Origin of the sequence: Pseudomonas sp. GM25, from assembly GCF_000282255.1 — a bacterium.
GTDB classification, from domain to species: Bacteria; Pseudomonadota; Gammaproteobacteria; order Pseudomonadales; family Pseudomonadaceae; genus Aquipseudomonas; species Aquipseudomonas aphyarum.
The window spans coordinates 104,777-121,830 of sequence record NZ_AKJQ01000010.1; the positions used below are offsets into that span (position 1 = coordinate 104,777).

General features: G+C 63.2%; 16 protein-coding genes. 10 read left to right on the forward strand and 6 right to left on the reverse strand.

Annotated elements, in window-relative coordinates:
* Positions 1 to 29: 29 nt before the first annotated feature.
* The 6 genes from PMI24_RS03980 to PMI24_RS04005 all read right to left on the reverse strand — a co-directional run bounded on the left by PMI24_RS03980 (position 30) and on the right by PMI24_RS04005 (position 6,564).
* Positions 30 to 1,601: a FadD3 family acyl-CoA ligase gene (locus PMI24_RS03980; protein ID WP_007951361.1), complete on the reverse strand. Its 1,572-nt coding sequence runs from the start codon at positions 1,599 to 1,601 to the stop codon at positions 30 to 32.
* A 69-nt stretch (positions 1,602 to 1,670) separates the two neighbouring features.
* On the reverse strand, positions 1,671 to 2,417 hold the full coding sequence (locus PMI24_RS03985) for an SDR family NAD(P)-dependent oxidoreductase (protein ID WP_007951363.1): 747 nt from the start codon (positions 2,415 to 2,417) through the stop codon (positions 1,671 to 1,673).
* Between the two features lie 100 nt (positions 2,418 to 2,517).
* Complete coding sequence (locus tag PMI24_RS03990) at positions 2,518 to 3,603, reverse strand: ferredoxin--NADP reductase (RefSeq protein WP_007951364.1); 1,086 nt, start codon at positions 3,601 to 3,603, stop codon at positions 2,518 to 2,520.
* Between the two features lie 13 nt (positions 3,604 to 3,616).
* Positions 3,617 to 4,372: a glucose 1-dehydrogenase gene (locus PMI24_RS03995; RefSeq protein WP_007951365.1), complete on the reverse strand. Its 756-nt coding sequence runs from the start codon at positions 4,370 to 4,372 to the stop codon at positions 3,617 to 3,619.
* Positions 4,360 to 6,039 (reverse strand): FAD-binding protein, encoded by a 1,680-nt coding sequence (locus PMI24_RS04000; RefSeq protein WP_007951366.1) that lies wholly within the window; start codon positions 6,037 to 6,039, stop codon positions 4,360 to 4,362. The genes PMI24_RS03995 and PMI24_RS04000 overlap by 13 nt, the downstream gene beginning before the upstream one ends.
* Before the next feature lie 9 nt (positions 6,040 to 6,048).
* Complete coding sequence (locus PMI24_RS04005) at positions 6,049 to 6,564, reverse strand: flavin reductase family protein (RefSeq protein ID WP_007951367.1); 516 nt, start codon at positions 6,562 to 6,564, stop codon at positions 6,049 to 6,051.
* Between the two features lie 257 nt (positions 6,565 to 6,821).
* Here PMI24_RS04005 and PMI24_RS04010 point away from each other — a divergent pair, with 257 nt between their 5' ends.
* The 10 genes from PMI24_RS04010 to PMI24_RS04055 all read left to right on the forward strand — a co-directional run bounded on the left by PMI24_RS04010 (position 6,822) and on the right by PMI24_RS04055 (position 17,045).
* Positions 6,822 to 8,006, forward strand: a complete 1,185-nt coding sequence (locus tag PMI24_RS04010) for an acyl-CoA dehydrogenase (protein ID WP_007951368.1) — start codon at positions 6,822 to 6,824, stop codon at positions 8,004 to 8,006.
* Between the two features lie 124 nt (positions 8,007 to 8,130).
* Positions 8,131 to 9,252, forward strand: coding sequence for an LLM class flavin-dependent oxidoreductase (locus PMI24_RS04015; RefSeq protein WP_007951369.1), 1,122 nt, complete (start codon positions 8,131 to 8,133; stop codon positions 9,250 to 9,252).
* A gap of 219 nt (positions 9,253 to 9,471) precedes the next feature.
* Positions 9,472 to 10,368 carry a VOC family protein gene (locus PMI24_RS04020; RefSeq protein WP_007951370.1) on the forward strand — a complete coding sequence of 299 codons (897 nt, stop codon included), beginning with the start codon at positions 9,472 to 9,474 and terminating at the stop codon, positions 10,366 to 10,368.
* An 11-nt stretch (positions 10,369 to 10,379) separates the two neighbouring features.
* Positions 10,380 to 11,261, forward strand: coding sequence for a CoA transferase subunit A (locus PMI24_RS04025; protein WP_007951371.1), 882 nt, complete (start codon positions 10,380 to 10,382; stop codon positions 11,259 to 11,261).
* A gap of 12 nt (positions 11,262 to 11,273) precedes the next feature.
* Positions 11,274 to 12,068 (forward strand): acyl CoA--acetate/3-ketoacid CoA transferase subunit beta, encoded by a 795-nt coding sequence (locus PMI24_RS04030; protein WP_007951372.1) that lies wholly within the window; start codon positions 11,274 to 11,276, stop codon positions 12,066 to 12,068.
* Between the two features lie 24 nt (positions 12,069 to 12,092).
* Positions 12,093 to 12,965, forward strand: coding sequence for an enoyl-CoA hydratase (locus tag PMI24_RS04035; protein ID WP_007951373.1), 873 nt, complete (start codon positions 12,093 to 12,095; stop codon positions 12,963 to 12,965).
* Positions 12,966 to 12,967: 2 nt separating this feature from the next.
* A complete protein-coding gene (locus PMI24_RS04040) occupies positions 12,968 to 14,035 on the forward strand; it encodes an NAD(P)H-dependent flavin oxidoreductase (RefSeq protein WP_007951374.1) in 1,068 nt (355 codons plus the stop codon).
* An 11-nt stretch (positions 14,036 to 14,046) separates the two neighbouring features.
* Positions 14,047 to 14,802, forward strand: coding sequence for an enoyl-CoA hydratase family protein (locus PMI24_RS04045; protein ID WP_007951375.1), 756 nt, complete (start codon positions 14,047 to 14,049; stop codon positions 14,800 to 14,802).
* 10 nt (positions 14,803 to 14,812) lie between these two features.
* A complete protein-coding gene (locus PMI24_RS04050; RefSeq protein WP_007951376.1) occupies positions 14,813 to 15,979 on the forward strand; it encodes an acyl-CoA dehydrogenase family protein in 1,167 nt (388 codons plus the stop codon).
* A 10-nt stretch (positions 15,980 to 15,989) separates the two neighbouring features.
* Positions 15,990 to 17,045, forward strand: coding sequence for an acyl-CoA dehydrogenase family protein (locus tag PMI24_RS04055; RefSeq protein WP_007951377.1), 1,056 nt, complete (start codon positions 15,990 to 15,992; stop codon positions 17,043 to 17,045).
* The last annotated feature ends 9 nt before the right edge of the window (positions 17,046 to 17,054 follow it).

A 17,054-nucleotide genomic window follows, 5' to 3' on the forward strand; every position in this document is an offset into this window, starting at 1 on the left:
CCCAGTGGGTATCCACTGGGGGAGGGAAGTCAGCTCAACGCCCACTCTCGCAACACATTCTTGGTCACTTTCCCTGCCGCGTTCAGCGGCATGCTCTCCAGCACCTGCACCCGGCGTGGCACCTTGTAGTTGGCCATCTGTTCACGGCACCAGGCGAGAAATCGGGCCTGCTCGATCTCGGCACCCGGCGCCGGCAGCAGGAAGGCCATGGCCACTTCGCCCAGACGCTCGTCCGGAATGCCGATCACCGCCACTTGCGCCACGCCGGGATAGCCCAGCAGGCAATGTTCGATTTCCGCCGGGTAGACGTTGAAACCGCCGGTTATGAACATGTCCTTGAGGCGATCGGTGATGCGCAGGTAACCCTGATCGTCGAGTACGCCGATATCACCAGTGTGCAGCCAGCCGTCGGCGTCGAGGACTTCCTGACTGGCTTGCGGATCATTGAAGTAACCCTGCATCAGGTTGTAGCCGCGCACCTGGATTTCGCCGGGGACGTTCACCGGCTGGCTGCGACCGTTGGCGCCGATGCAACGCACTTCCACCCCCGGCATGGCCCGGCCGCTGGTTGACGCGAGCAACTCCAGCGAGTCCCCCGGCCGACAGATCGTGGCAAAACCGCAGGTTTCGGTCAGGCCATACGCGGTGACGATGGTGGCGAATCCCAGCTCATCGCGCATGCGGCGGATCATCTCCACCGGAATCGTCGCGGCGCCGGTGACCGCAATGCGCAGGGACGTCAGGTCGAACGCATCGCGCTGCGGGTGGGCGAGCAAGGATTGATAGAGAGTCGGCGGGCCGGGCAGCACGGTGATTCGCTCGCGCTGCACGCATTCGAGCACCGCCTGCACGTCGAAAATCTGCTGCGGCACGATGGTGCAGCCGCGCATCAGCGCCGCCAGCCAGCCGGCCTTGTAACCGAACGAATGGAAGAACGGATTGACGATCAGGTAGCGATCGCCCTCGCGCAAACCGACCACTTCACTCCAGTCGCGCACCACCCGCAGGGTTTGCCCGTGGCTGCTCATCACGCCCTTCGGTTTGCCGGTGGTGCCCGAGGTGAACAGCAGATCGGAGAGGTCTTGCGGGCCGAGCGCCTGTTCTCGTGTTTGCAGGGTTTGCGGTGAGACGGCGCTGGCCAGCGCCAGGAACGCGTCCCAGCTCAAAGCGCTTGAGTCATCGCTGCGCAAGGTGACGATGTGGCGCAGCGCCGGCAGGTCTTCGGCGGCGAGCATGCGCGGATAATCGGCGCCGAGGAATTCGCCGATGGCAAACAGCACGCAGGCGCCGCTCTGACGGAGGATGAAACCGGCTTCGCTGCCTTTCATGCGCGTATTGAGCGGCACCAGCACGGCGCCGACGCTTTGCAGCGCTCCGGCGGCAACGATCCATTCCCAGATATTCGGTGCCCAGATCGCCACGCGGTCGCCGGGCTGGACGTTCAACGCCAACAGCGCCCGGGCAGCCTGGGCGCGCAGTTGATCGAGTTGCCGGTAGCTGAGCGAGCGCCCGTCATCTTCGATGGCCGGGCGGTCGCCATAGTTGCGGGCAGCGTTGGCGAACAGTTGGACGATGGTCAGTGCGTTTTCGACAGGCAGCATGGGGCCTCCTCGGCCAGAGGACAGGTGCGGAAGAAAGGGGTGTGCCGGGCAGGCGCCCGGCGAGGTAAATCAGGCGGCGGGCGGGGCGAAGCGGCGGCCGGCGGAGAAACCGCCGTCCACGGCGATCATCTGGCCGCTGACAAAGGACGCTTCGTCCGAGGCCAGGAACAGGGCGACGTTGGCCACTTCTTCCGGCTGCCCGGAGCGATTGAGCATATGTTGCGAGGCGAAGAACGCGTGGAAGGCTTCGTGCTCGCGAACCATGCTGGTCATCGGGGTCTCGATCAGGCCGGGGCACAGGCCGTTGACGCGAATGTTGGCATCCCCGAAGTCGATCGCCATCGAGCGCGTCAACTGGTTGATGCCGCCCTTGGACACGTTGTACGCAACGTTGCCGTCGCAACCCTGGAGGCCGAAGATCGAGCCGATATTGATGATCGAGCCGCTGCGTCGGGGTTCCATCGATGCCAGCGCGTATTTGCTGGTGAGCATGCTGCCGGTCAGGTTGATGTCCAGCACCCGTTGCCAGTTGGCGGTGCTGGTCTGGGTGACGCTGCCCTGGTCGGCGACGCCGGCTGCGTTGACCAATACGTCGATGTGGCCGAAGTGATTGACGACTTCCTGCATGACCTGCTGCACCTGCGCTTCATCGCGCACATCCAGCGTCATGAACAGGCCCGGGAAATCCGCCGGGGCGTTGCCGATGTCCAGGCCGACAACCTGCGCGCCTTCGGCGGCAAAGCGCCGCACGCACGCCAGGCCGATCCCCGATGCGCCGCCGGTAACCACCGCGACCTTGTTTTGCAAACGAGCCATAACTGCACCTCTTTTATTGTTTTTGGGCCAATGGGCTGGCCGAGTCTAACTGCAGATCGCATCCGGGAGATCGTCCGTTGAGACTATTCCCGACCGCCGCTCAATCCGGGAACTTCAAGCGCACCCGCGCACCGCTCGGGCGACTCTGGCAGGCCAGGGTCCAGCCTTCGGCCAGTTCTCTGGGGCTGAGCACGTCGTTGCGGGCCATCTGCGTTTCACCTTCCTCGACGACGCACATGCAGGCACCGCAAAAACCTTCTTCGCAGGAGGAGGGCACGTCGAGGCCAGCGGCCTTGCAGCTTTGCAGCAGGGTGTCGCCGGGCTGACAGGCAATTTCGTGTGTTTGCCCGTCTAGCACGACCACCAGTGATTCGCAGCGCGAGCCGAGGGCGGCTTGCCGGGCGGCGGCTTCTTCCGCCAGCAATTCGTCGGGGTCGGGCGGCGAAACGAAGCGTTCGACGTGGATGCGTTCAGCGGCTTCACCGAGTTCCAGCAAGGTCCGTTCGACGGTGTCCATGAACGGGCCCGGGCCGCAGATAAAGTAATCGCCGCCGTCAGAACCTTTTAGCAAATGGCGCACTTGGGCAGCGGTCAGGAAACCCTGCACCGAATCGAGCACGTGCACCACTTGCAGTTGTTCCGGATGGGCCTGGGTCAGTTGCCGCAGCTCATCCTTGAAAATCACCGATGCTTCATCGCGATTGGCGTAGATCAACGTGATCGACCGTCGGCTGCGCTGCAGCGTCGATTTGAGAATGGAGAACACCGGGGTGATGCCCGATCCGCCGCCGAACAGCACCAACGGTTTGTCGTCATCCGGTTGATGTTCATCGAGGCAGAAATGCCCCGCCGGCGGCAAGACTTCCAGCCAGTCACCGACCTGCACCTCGTTCATCCGGTTCGATACCCGGCCACCCTCGACCCGTTTCACCGTAACTTTGGGCTGTTTATCGGTCAGCGGCGAACTGGCCATGGAATAGCAGCGGGTCAGCAACTTGCCGGCGCAGGGCACGCGAAACGTCAGGAACTGCCCCGGTCTGTAGCCAAAGCGCTCACGCAGGTCTGGCGGGACGTCCAGCACCAGCGAGCGCGCATCGGCGGTTTCGTCGATCACCGCGCACACTTGCAATGAATAGCTGGTTGCCGTGGCCTGGGCCGGTGTCAGGTTCTGTTGTTGCGTGCCCATGTTCACCTCGGCCTCAGAGCCCGCTGATCAGTTGGGCGTTGTCGACGCGGATCTCGGCACCGTTGACGAAGCGCGACTCGTCGGTGGCCAGGAACAGCACCACATTGGCAATGTCGGCCGGCGCGCACATGCGGTTCATCGGGTCTTGGTCGAGGTCTTGCTGATTGACCGCCACGCCACCGGTGAGGGCCTGGGTCATCGGCGTGTTGACGCCGTCCGGGTGCACGCTGTTGCAGCGAATCCGGTAACCCTGCTGTTTGCAATGCAAGGCAATCGAGCGGGTCATCGCCGCCACCGCGCCCTTGGATGCCGAATAGGCGCAGAACATCGGCATCGCGCCCAGTGCGGCCACCGAGGACATGTTGATGATCGAACCGCCACCGGTTTCCTTCATCGCCTGGATCGCGTATTTGCAGCCGAGGAAGTAGCCGTCGCCGTTGATTTTCTGCACCTTCTGCCACAGCTCCAGCGTGGTGTCTTCGATGCTGCCCAGCGCGAGGATGGCGGCGTTGTTGACCAGTACGTCGAGGCGGCCGAAGTGTTCCAGGGTGGTTTTGATCACGTTCTGCCAGTCGCTTTCGCTGGCGATGTCGTGACGGATGAACAGCGCGTTGCTGCCGATTTGCGCAGCGACTTCCCGGCCGGCAGTGTCGTTGAGATCGGTCAGCACCACCTTGGCGCCTTCGCGGGCCAGCAGCAGGGCGTCTTCGCGACCGATGCCGCTGGCGGCGCCGGTGATGATGCAGACTTTGCCTTCTACACGTTGCATTGTTGTTCTCCTGAGCGTGTGGTTTGAGCAGCAAGTTGTTCGGCCATATGGGCGGCGGCGCGTCGGCCGGAATAAATGCAATCGGCCAGGGACAGGCCCGAGACATACAGATTTGAAGCGACCCCGACCGCGTTGCGCCCGGCGCTGTAGAGGCCGGCAATCGGCTGGTCGGCGTGGTTCAGCACCTGACCGCTGGTTTCACAGACCTTCAGCCCGCCGAGGGTGATGACGGGGCAGGGGAAGAGGAGGCTGGCGAAGGACAGGTCGAGGGCGTACCACGGGCCCTGGTCTATGTCGGCGAGCATCGCTTGCGACTTGCCGAACGGATCGACAATTTCTGCGCGAGCCGCGCGGCTGTAGGTATTCACGGTGCGTTGCAGATTGTCGGGCGGTAATCCGCAGCGCTTTGCCAGGTCCGCGAGGTGGCGGCTGCGTCTGGCGTTGAACAGCAGATTGAGCAGCACCGGCAAACGCTGGAAGGCCCAGACTTTGCCGGGGCCGACCTGCCGCAGCGCTTCGCGCACCAACGCCCGGTCGAGAATCAGGATGGCGCGGCCGTCCTGTTCTTCCACCATCGCGTGGCCGAGGGTCGCGCCGTAGATTTCTTCGTTGGCGTAGCGCTCGCCGCGCGCATTGACGATCAGGCCTCGAGCCCAGGCCAGCGGCGGGTTGATGAAACGCCAGGCGCTGACTTTGTCCATCCGCGCCACACGACCGCCGGCACTCTGGCCCAGGGCGATGCCGCTGCCGTTGCAACCGGTGGTGCCCAGCGGCAAACCCGGTAGATAGCGCGGCGCATGCTGACCGACCCATTCGCGGTTGAAGATGAAACCGCCGCTGCTCAGCAATACGGCCTGGTCGGCGCGAATCAACTGGCGTTCGGCACTGGCGAGTTCAATGCGCCGCAAGCGAGCGCGTAACCGATCCGCCACTGCCGGCGCGTACATGTGAATCGCCGTGGCCCAGCGGGACAACCGGGCATGTTGCCTCGCTGCCCGACTTCCCGGTGGCAATTGCCAGGCTTCGACGCCGACCACGCGGTCATTGGCATCAATCACCAGACGCCGGACTTCGCATTGGCTACGCAGGCGTGCCCCAAGGCGCAAGGCGCTGGTTTTCAACGGCGCGAACAGGCTCGCGCCCGACAGGCCCGGGCCTTTGGTGCGGTGGCCGCGCGGTGCCGGTTTGGCTAGCGCGGCATAGGCCGGGACGGCTTCGTTGCCGGAGTAATAAAGGTAGAACCGGTCGCTCGGGTAGGACGTCTTGTGCGGCGGCACGCTGGATTCGAATGCCACGCCCTGGCGTTCGAGCCAGGCCAGTTGCTCGCAACTGCCTTCGCAGAATTCACGCAAGGTCTGCGGGCTCACGGCCTCGCCGACTTCCTGACGCAGGTAGTTGAACATCGCGTCGCGACTGTCTTCGTAACCGGCCTGGCGCTGATACGGTGTGCCGCCCCCGGCGTACACAACACCGCCGCTGATGGCCGTGGCACCGCCGCCGGCGAAGCGGTCCAGTGCCAACACCGACAATCCGCGACTGGCCGCCTCGATCGCCGCGCAGGCTCCGGCGCCGCCAAAACCGACCACCAGCAAATCGCAGCGATCGTCCCAGTCCAACTGCTCGGCGCTGTTCACGCGCAATGCCGACAACTGTTGTTGAGCGTCCATGGCCCGGCCTCAGCCCGCAGCAGCGAAGGCAGATGCGGGGCTTGCGGTGGTGGTGTAGCTGCCGTCGAGGTAGACCAGCGGGGTGATGGTGTCGCTGGTGTGGATTTGCAGGATGCGCCCGATGAACACGGTGTGGGTGCCATAGCTGAAGTGGCCGTCCTGACGGCAGAGGATCGCCGACTGAGCGTCACTCAGGTACGGAATGCCGCCGGGGCTGGTCAGCCAGTTGCCCTGGTCGAAGCGTGCCTCGCCCTTGATCGAGCCGCTGCAGCGATGGGCCAGTCCCTGTTGTTCGACGCCGAGGATGTTCACGCAGAAGTCCGCGCCGGTGGCCAGTGCCGCGTGGGAAGAGGCTGTCTTGTTCACGCAGATCAGCAGCGACGGCGGCTCGGTGCTGAGGGAATCGACCGCCGTGGCGGCCATGGCGAAACGCTCGGAGCCGTTGCTGGTACTGATGATGGTGACTGACTTGGCCAGACGGCGCATGGCCTGGAGCATGTCGGCTTGCAGATTGACGTCGTTCATCGCACTCGTCCTGTGGTTGTACTGGAGTGCGATGGATTTTTGCGCTGGCGTGCCTGCGCAGCATCGTCCGAGGGGACTAGGCGTTTGGGTGGTCTGCGTACGTGCTTCGGGTCATCGCCGACATGGTCCGTTTGAGGGATGTCCGGCGCTTTTCACATTGTTTGAATGCCGCACAGGAGGCAGGCACCGCAAGTGCGGCACGTGCCTCGCTGCACGCGCGCCCCGGCGGACGGGGTGAACAATGGAGAACAATAAAAATGCTCAACCAAGACCTGATTCGCCAGCGTCTGAGCCAGCGTGCCCGCGAGCTGGTACCGATTCTGCGTGAGCGCGCCCTGGACGCCGCGCAGACCGGCCAGTTGCCGGAAGAGACCCTGAAGGATTTTCAGGACGCGGGGTTCTTTCGCATCCTGCAGCCGGCACGCTGGGAAGGCTACGAGCTGGAGCCCAAGGACTTTTTCGAAGTGCAGATGACCCTCGCCGAGGGCTGCATGTCGTCAGCCTGGGTGCTTGGCGTCGTGGCGATTCATAACTGGCAGATGGCGCTGTTCGATGACCGTGCGGCGCAGGATGTCTGGGGCGATGACTCCAGCGTGCTGATCTCTTCTTCCTATATGCCGGTGGGCAAGGTTGAACGAGTCGAGGGTGGTTTCAAACTCAGCGGGCGCTGGGGATTTTCGTCCGGCAGCAAGCATTGCGAGTGGGCGTTTCTCGGGGCCCTGGTGCCGGCGGAGGAGGCCGGTGGTGCGCCGGATTACCGGACGTTCCTGGTGCCGCGCAGTGACTACCAGATACTTGATAACTGGAATGTGATGGGGCTCGAAGCCACCGGCTCTCACGACATTCTGGTCGAGAACGCTTTCGTTCCTGAATACCGCACCCATCGGGCATTCGACGGTTTTATGCAGAACAGCCCCGGAAACGCGGTGAACACTGCGCCGCTGTTTCGCCTGCCGTTCGGGCAGATCTTCGTGCGGGCGGTGTCGTCGGCGGCCATCGGTGCGCTGCAAGGCGCGGTGGATCAGTTTGTCGAGCACAACCGTGCGCGGGTCGGGGTCAACGACGGACGCAAGATGGTCCAGGACCCGGCGGCGCAATCGGCGCTGGCCAACGCCATGGTCTGCGTCGACGAATGCAAGATCGTGCTCTATCGCAACTTTGCCTTGATGCTGGAGCGGGCGCAAAAAGCCGAGCCGCTGAGCATGCCCGAGCGAGTAAAGATGCGTTACGACTCGGCACTGGTCGCCGACAAATGCGCGAAAGCGGTGGGCGAGCTGATGTTCAACAGCGGCGCCTCGACGATCTTCCGCAGCCACCCGATCAACCGCGCGTTCCGCGACATTCACACCGGTCGCGCCCACGTCGCCAACAGCCCGGCGAAGTACGCCTGGAACCTCGGCGCCGTGAGCATGGGCCAGGACAGCAACGACTTTTTCCTCTGACCGCATTGCGCTGAATCGGCTAGTCCGTTTGCAGGATTCGAGCGCTGCGGCGATGCCCGAGCATTAGCGCGAAGGCGTGGTTCTCCGGCGCCGGCTGCGCATCCAACAAGTACAAGGATCAACCATGAAATTTTCCCTGATTTACGAAGCCCAGACGGTGGACTCCAGCCGCGAAGGCGATCGCAAGATTTTCGAAGACACCGTTGAACAGGCCGTGCTGGCCGACAAACTGGGTTTCGATACGTTCTGGTGCGTGGAGCACACGGCGCTGAGCAACTATTCGCACATGTCCGCGCCGGAAACCATGCTGGCGTTCGTCGCCGGTAAAACCGAGCGGATCGGCATCGGCCACGGTGTGGTCTGCCTGCCGCCGGCGATGAACCACCCGGTCAAAGTCGCCGAGCGCATCGCCACCCTCGACCTGCTGTCCAAAGGCCGGGTGCATTTCGGCGTCGGCAAGGGCGGCACCCAGCAGGAGGCCGGCACTTTCGGCTACGACCTGACGACGTTGCAGCCGCAGATCGACGAGATGATGTACCTGATCCCGAAAATGTTCGTGTTCGACGAGATCGAGCACCAGGGCGACTTCGTGCAAATCCCGAAACGGCCGATCCATCCCAAGCCTTATCAGGACCCGCATCCGCCGATGTACCTGGCCTGCACCAACACCGATTCGCTGAAAAAGGCCGGCAGCCGTGGCATGGGCGCGCTGGTGCTGGGCTTTGGCGGTCCGGAAGAGATCGCCAAGAAGGTCGAGGTCTATCACCAGGCCTGGGACAACCGTGACGTGAAACATCAGGTGGGCTTCCGTCCGAACCGTCACATCGCGGCGCTGTGCCCGGCGATCGTGCTGGAAAACAATGAAGAAGCGCGACGCATCGGCATCCGTGGCCAGCGTTACTTCATGGAGTCGCTGGGTTACTGGTACGGCGGCGGTGAGCGTCCGGATCCGGAGAAATGGAAGGACGACACCTTCGTCGATGGCAACGGGCAGAGCGTGATCAAGTCGCGGTTTGCCTCGGAAGAGGTCAGCGTCGATTTCTCCGACCCGACCATGGCAATGATGAACCCCAACCATGCTTATGGCACTGTTGAGGATTGCATTGGCTATGTGCAGCGGCTGATTGACGCCGGCGCCGACGAAATTCTGTTCATCTGCCAGATGGGCACCGTGCCGCAGTGGGCGCAGCTGGAGACGTTGAAGAATATTGGGGAGAAGGTGATTCCGCATTTCCGCAAAAAGTAAGTTGATCGTTCCCACGCCGCGCATAAGGTCTGGAACGGAATCCAGTCCCCATTTCCAACGGGTCCTCAAGGCCCGTTTTTTTATGCCTGCGTTGCGCATGTGCGCTAGTCCCATTGGACGATGTTTCCCCCCGGCGAACCCGTTTGAATAGGCCTCAATACAGTCTCCCCGGCAATCGCCGTCGGGCGGCTCGGCCTGAGAACAACGAGGAGTGCATCCATGGATATCCGTGGTCTGGGTTACGTCACCCTGTTATCCAGCGATCTTGTGCAGTGGCGGCAGTACGCAAGTCAGGTGCTCGGCATGATGGTTGCCGGCAGTGATAACGATGAGCGCCTGTACCTGAAAATGGACGAGCGCCACCACCGGATTCTGGTGGAGAAAAGCACCGAAAACGGCTTCGGCGCCTGCGGTTGGGAAGTGTCCGGCAAAGCGGCGCTTGAGCAGGCGGTCAGCGAGCTGGAACGCGCCGACGTGCAAGTCACCCGTGGCACCGAGGCTCAGGCCCGGGAGCGCAAAGTCCAGGAACTGGTGCACTTCAGCGATCCGGACGGCAACCGTCACGAACTATTCTGGGGCCCGTTGCAGGATTTCGCGCGCTTCGTGTCGCCGGTCGGCGTAAAGGGCTTCGTCACCAATGAACTGGGCATGGGCCACGTGGTGCTGCCGGCGCCGAGCTTCGACCGTTGCCGGGATTTCTACGAGCAGGTGCTTGGTTTCGGCCTGTCGGACCTGATGAAAGTCCGCTTCACACCGGACCCGGCCGAACCGCAAAAGCGCATTCACTTCCTGCATTGCAACAACGGCCGCCACCACTCGCTGGCGATTTTCGAGTGCCCGATGCCCCACGGTTGCGTGCACATGATGGTCGAGGTCAACGCCCTGGATGAAGTCGGCCGGGCCCTCGACCGGGTGCAGGCCAATGGCGTGAAGATGTCCGCCACCCTCGGCCAGCACACCAACGACCAGATGATCTCGTTCTACATCAAGACCCCGTCCGGGTTTGACCTGGAGTACGGCTGCGATGGTCTGGTGGTCGACTGGGACCGGCACACCCCGTTCGAAAGCACCGTGGTCAGCCACTGGGGCCATGACTTCAGTGTCGGTCGCCAATGAGGAGTACGACGATGGACAAGCGAATGACCACGGCCGAAATGGTTGGCCAACTGCGTGACGGCATGACCATCGGCATCGGTGGCTGGGGCCCGCGACGCAAGCCCATGGCACTGGTGCGCGAGATTCTGCGCTCCGACCTCAAGGACCTGACCGTGGTCGCTTATGGCGGCGCGGACGTCGGCATGCTTTGCGCGGCCGGCAAGATTCGCAAACTGGTGTTTGCCTTTGTGTCGCTGGATTTCATTCCACTGGAACCGTACTTCCGCAAGGCGCGTCAGGAAGCGGCACTGCAGGTGATGGAAATCGACGAAGGCATGCTGTTGCTCGGCCTGCGTGCTGCCGCGATGAAGGTCCCGTTCATTCCAACGGCGGTGGGGCTGGGCACTGATGTGCTGCTACACAACCCGCAGATCAAGTTGATCGACTCGCCCTATGCCGACAACAAGCAATGGGTCGCAATGCCGGCGCTCAAGCTCGATGCGGCGCTGATTCACGTCGACCGCGCCGATATGCGCGGTGTCTGCCAGATCAGCGGCCCCGATCACTACATGGACGACTTGCTCGTCCGGGCGGCGACCCACAGCTACGTGACCTGTGACGAACTGGTCGACAGCGACTACTTCCATGCCGATCCGGCGCGGGCACATCAAGTGTTCTGGGAACGCAACCTGACCACCGCCGTGGCGCACGTGCCGGGCGGTGCGCACCCGTCTTCCTGCGCGCCGCTGTACGGCTTCGATGTCGCGCATTTCAAGGCCTACAACGCTTCGGCCCAGGCTGGCGAGGGTTGGCAGGACTACGTCCGCGCCTATGTCGACTGCACCCACGAACAGTATCTGGACAAGGTCGGCGGCCTGAACGCCATCCGCCAGCTCCCTCTGCCGGTCTACTAAGCGAGCCTTGATATGACGACTTCTGCAACGACTTACAGCCTCGCCGAGCTGATGATCTGCGCCGCTTCCGAAGCCTGGCGTGACGACGGCGAGGTGCTCGCCACCGGGATCGGAGTGATCCCGCGACTGGCCGCTTCATTGAGCATGCTGACCAGTAACCCGCAGCTGCTGATGACCGATTCCGAAGCCTACATGGTCGCTGAGCCGGTGCCGTTGGGTGCACGCAACGGCTACGAGCCAAAGCGCGACAGCTGGATGGGCTTTTCGCGGATTTTCGACAACGTCTGGGGCGGCAAGCGCCATGCCCTGGTCGGCCCGACGCAGATCGACCGCTTCGGTCAGGCGAACATTTCCTGCATCGGCGATTACGCCAAGCCCAAGGCGCAAATGCTTGGTGTGCGCGGCTTTCCCGGCAACTCGATCAGCCATGCCAACTCCTTCTGCGTGCCCAGCCACAACCGTCGGGTGTTCGTCGAAGGCGAGGTCGATATGGTCGCCTCGGTCGGCTACAACCCGGCGCGCCTGGCCCGGGGCTGGTCGCTGGACGAGATCGATATCCGCCTGATTGTCACCGACTTGTGCGTACTGGATTTTCTCGGCCCGCAACGGCAAGTGCGCATCCGTTCGCTGCACCCCGGCGTGACCGTGGAGCAGGTGCAGGACAACACCGGGTTCGAGCTGCATGTGCCACAGGATTGCCCGACGACAGCGCCGCCTACCGCCGCGCAGCTGCAACTGATCGAGCGTCTGGACCCGCACAACCTGCGCGCCAGTCAGCTCAAAGACAACCCGCCGGGTCAGCGCTGAGTCGCACCGTTTCGGAGAAAAGTGATGGCTGAACATAACGATAATAATGCCGCCGACGTGGTGCTCTACGAAGTGCGCGGGGCGGTGGCGCTGGTCACCATGAACCGTCCCGAGTATCACAATGCCCAGAACTCGCAGATGACCTACGCGCTGGACGCGGCGTTTCGCCGTGCCTGCGATGACGACGAGGTGAAAGTCATCGTGCTGCGCGGGGAGGGCAAGCATTTTTCCGCCGGGCATGACATCGGCACGCCGGGGCGGGACGTTCACAAGACGTTCGACCGCGCGAGCCTCTGGTACGACCACACCAACAAGCCCGGTGGCGAATTTCTCTATGCCCGCGAGCAGGAAGTCTATCTGGGCATGTGCCGGCGCTGGCGCGAAATGCCCAAGCCGACCATCGCGATGGTGCAGGGCGCGTGCATTGCCGGCGGGCTGATGCTGGCCTGGGTCTGCGATTTGATTGTGGCCAGCGAGGATGCGTATTTTGCCGATCCGGTGGTGCGCATGGGGATTCCCGGGGTCGAGTATTTTGCCCACGCGCATGAACTCAACCCGCGCATCGCCAAAGAGTTTCTGTTCCTCGGCGAACGCATGCCGGCGGCGCGCGCCTATCAGATGGGCATGCTCAATCGCGTGGTGGCTCGCGAATCCCTGGAACAGGAAACCCTCGACTTCGCCGGGCGCATCGCCCGGATGCCGCGCCTCGGCCTGCAATTGAGCAAGCAGGCGGTCAACAACGCCGAAGACTTGATGGGTAAACGCGCGACCATGGACATGGTTTTCGGCCTGCACCATTTCGCCCATGCCCACAATGAACTGGTGTCCGGCGACCGGCTCGGCGGTTACGACGCCAAAGCCATGGCCAGCTCGCAACGTTCGACGGGCGGGGCGTGACCATGGCGATCTCATTGAATACCCGGCTGACCGAGTTGCTTGGCTGCCGTTATCCGATCATTCAGACCGCGATGGGCTGGGTGGCTGACCCGAAACTGGTCGCGGCCACGAGCAATGCCGGCGCCTTCGGTTTTCTCGCCGGCGCGACCATCGAGCCGCAGCACATGGAGGCCGCGATCCTCGAAACCCGGCGCCTGACCGATCAGCCGTTCGGGGTCAATTTCCATATGTACCAGCCCAATGCCGACGACATCGTCGAGTTGGTGCTGCGCCACAAGGTGCGGGCGGTCAGTTACAGCCGTTCTCCCGGCAAACAGATGATCCAGCGCCTGAAAAATGCTGGTGTCGTGTGCATTCCCACGGTTGGCGCGCTGAAACACGCGCAGAAAGCCGTGGAAATGGGCGCCGATGCCGTGACCGTGCAGGGCGGCGAGGGCGGGGGGCATACCGGTTCGGTACCGACGTCGTTGCTGCTCGATCAAGTGGTCAACGCGGTGTCGGTTCCAGTGGTGGCGGCCGGCGGTTTCAAGGACGGCCGGGGGCTGGTGTCGGCCCTGGCCTACGGCGCCGAAGGCATCGCCATGGGCACGCGGTTTCTGATGTGTGCCGAAAGCCCGGTGCCGGAACAGACCCTGGCGCGATACCTGGCGATCAAGGATCCGGCGGCGATCATCGTCAGCCGTGCCATCGACGGCATGCCGCAACGGATGATTCGCAACGAATTGCTCGACCGACTGGAAACCAGCGGCGTGTTCAAGCGCTGGTTGCTGGCGGTGCGCAGCGGTCTGGCTTACCGCCGCCTTAGCGGCATGAGCTTGAGTCAGTTGCTTTCCAGTGCATTGAAGATGCGCAGCAGCGCAGGCCTGACTGCCGCGCAAAGCATCATGGCCGCCAACGCGCCGATGGTTATCCAGAAAGCCATGGTCGACGGGCTGCCGGCCGAAGGCGTGTTGCCATCGGGTCAGGTCGCGGCCTCCATCGACAGCCTGCCCAGCTGTGCCCAATTGATCGAGCAGATCGTTCGTGACGCCGAGTTGCGTCTGGACGAACTCTGCCGTCGCGTGTCGTGAAAGGAAAAAACATGCATCCATTCAGCGTCAGTATCGATAACGGCATTGCCGAACTGGTGTTCAACCAGCCGCCGGTCAACGCCTTCAATTGCCGTACCTGGGCCGATATCGCCCGTGAAATCGAAGGCCTGGGCAACGATAGCCGGGTACGGGTCATCGTGATTCGCGCCGAAGGTCGCGGCTTCTGCGCCGGGGTCGACATCAAGGAACTGGCCGCCGACGGCAACCTGATCGTGGCGGTCAACAAGGGCAACTACGACAGCTTCAAGGCTATTCACCGCAACCCGAAACCGGTGATCGTGGCGGTGCACGGTTTTGTGCTCGGCGGTGGCATCGGTCTGTGCGGCGCCGCCGACATTGTCGTGGCCTCCGAGTGCGCCACTTTCGGCGTGCCCGAGGTCGACCGTGGCGCCATGGGCGGTGGCGCGCATTTGCAGCGTCTGTTCCCGGTGCAGAAAGTCCGGCACATGTACTTCACCGGCGAAGCCATCAATGCGGCGGAAGCCTGGCGCCTCGGAGCGGTGGAGCGCGTGGTCAAGCGCGAAGAGTTGCGCGAAGCCGCGTTGCAGATCGCCCGCACCATCGCCGCCAAGAGCCCGGCCATGATCAGCCTCGCCAAAGAAGCGCTGAACGGCATCGAGGACGGCAATCTGGAAGACAAATACCGCTGGGAGCAGGGCTTCACGCTTGAAGCCTATCGCTCACTGGATTCACAGGAAGCACGCGACTCGTTCATCGAGAAACGTGATGCTCACTTCAACGGCTGAAGGCTCTCTCATGGATCTGACCTATACCCCGGCCCAACAGGCCTTTCGCGCCGAAGCGCGGGCGTGGCTGACGGCCAACGTGCCTCGCGAGCCGCTGCAATCATTCGACACCGAACAAGGTTTTGCTCAACACCGGGCCTGGGAAAATCGCCTCAACGACGGGCGCTGGGGCATGGTCACCTGGCCGGTCGAGCTGGGCGGGCGCGGTTGCGACTTGATCGAGTGGCTGATTTTCGAGGAGGAGTATTACCGCGCCGAAGCGCCTGCGCGAGTCAACCAGAACGGCATCTTTCTGCTCGGCCCGACACTGATGGAGTACGGCAGCGAAGCCCAGAAAGCGCGCTTTCTGCCGCGCATGGCCACCGGTGAGGATATCTGGGCCCAGGCCTGGTCCGAGCCGGGAGCGGGCTCCGACATGGCGGCGATCCGTTCGCGAGCCGAGCGGGTTGGCGATCACTACGTCATCAACGGCCAGAAGACCTGGTCGACCCGCGCGGTGTGGGCCGACTGGGTGTTCGGGATCTTCCGCACCGACCCGAACTCGCAGCGTCATCATGGCCTGACGTTCATTCTTCTGCCGCTGGATACGCCGGGGATTACGGTGCGGCCGATTCCTCAACTGAACGGCTTGCCCGGGTTCGCCGAAATTTTCTTCGACGACGTCAAGGTGCCGGTGGAAAATGCGCTGGGCGGCGAGGGCATGGGCTGGCACGTGGCGATGTCCACCGCCGGTTTCGAGCGCGGTTTGCTGCTGCGTTCGCCCGCGCGCTTTCAGGAAACCGCCCGGCGCCTGGTGCAGCTGTATCAGGCCAATCGCGAGCAGGCCGACCGCGACCCGGCGATTGGCGAGGCGGTGATGCGCGCCTGGCTGGACGCCGAGGCCTACACCCTCAACACCTATCGCACAGCGTCGCAACTGGTGCAGGGCGGCAAGATCGGGCCGGAATCGTCGACCAACAAAATCTTCTGGTCGGAACTCGATCAGCGCATGCACGACACCGCCATGAGCATTCTCGGCCTGCGTGGCGAGTTGCTGCCCGAGGCGCCGGCGGCGGGCGATGTCGGCCACTGGCTGGAAGGTTTTCTGTTTGCCCAGGCCGGGCCGATCTACGCCGGCACCAACGAGATCCAGCGCAACATCATTGCCGAACGCATGCTCGGCATGCCGCGTGCTTGAGGAAGAGACCATGGACTTTAATTTCAGCCGCGACCAACTGCTGTTCCAGGACAACGTCAGGCATTTTCTGATCAACGAGGTGACGCCGGAGCGCATTCGCGAACTCTGGCAGACCGAGAGCGGGCGCAGCGATGAGCTGTGGGCGCAATTGGTCGAGCTGGGGCTGACCGCGCTGACCGTTCCCGAAGCGTATGGCGGGATGGGCATGAACGAGCTGGATTTTGTGCTGCTCGCTCAGGAATGCGGGTACGCCGGACTGCCTGAACCGCTGGTGGAGACGATGCTGGTCGGCGTGCCATTGCTGGCTGCTCTGGATGAGCGCCATGCGGTACTCAAGCAGGGCTGGCTCGGGCGTATCGCGGAAGGCAGCTCGCGACTTGCAGTCGCCGAACCGGGCAACCCGCTGGTCAGCGATGCGCATGTCGCCGATCTGCTGTTGCTGGCCCATGGCGATGAGGTGCATGTGGTTGAACCGGGTGCGGTGCAGTTGACCCGCAATGTGTCGGTCGATCCGGCTCGGCAGTTGTTTCAGGTTTCGTGGACGCCGTCGTCCGCCACCTGCGTGGCCTCGGGCGCACAAGGGCAGCGACTCTGGGCGGATGCGGTTGACCGTGGCGCGCTGGCCAGTGCAGCGCAGATGTTGGGGCTGGCCAAACGCATGGTCGATCTTGCGGTGGACTACACCTTCGAGCGCAAGCAGTTTGGCAAACCGGTGGGCTCGTTTCAGGCGGTCAAGCACCTGATGGCCAATGTCGCGGTGCAGATCGAGTTCGCCAAGGGGCCGTTGTATCGCGCGGCTTATGCCGTCGCCGAGCTACAGCCGAACCGATCGGTGCTGGTTTCCCACGCCAAACTGGCGACCTCGGAAGCCGCCATGCTGGCGGCGAAAAACACCATTCAGGCCCACGGTGCCATGGGCTACACGTGGGAAGTCGATCTGCATCTGTTCATGAAACGCGCCTGGGCGCTGGACAAGGTCTGGGGCGATCGCGGCGCTCACAAAGAGCGGATTCGCACAGCCTTGTTCGACGGTCGTTGCGCACTGGGTGCCGGCCAGACGTTTTGACGGCACCAC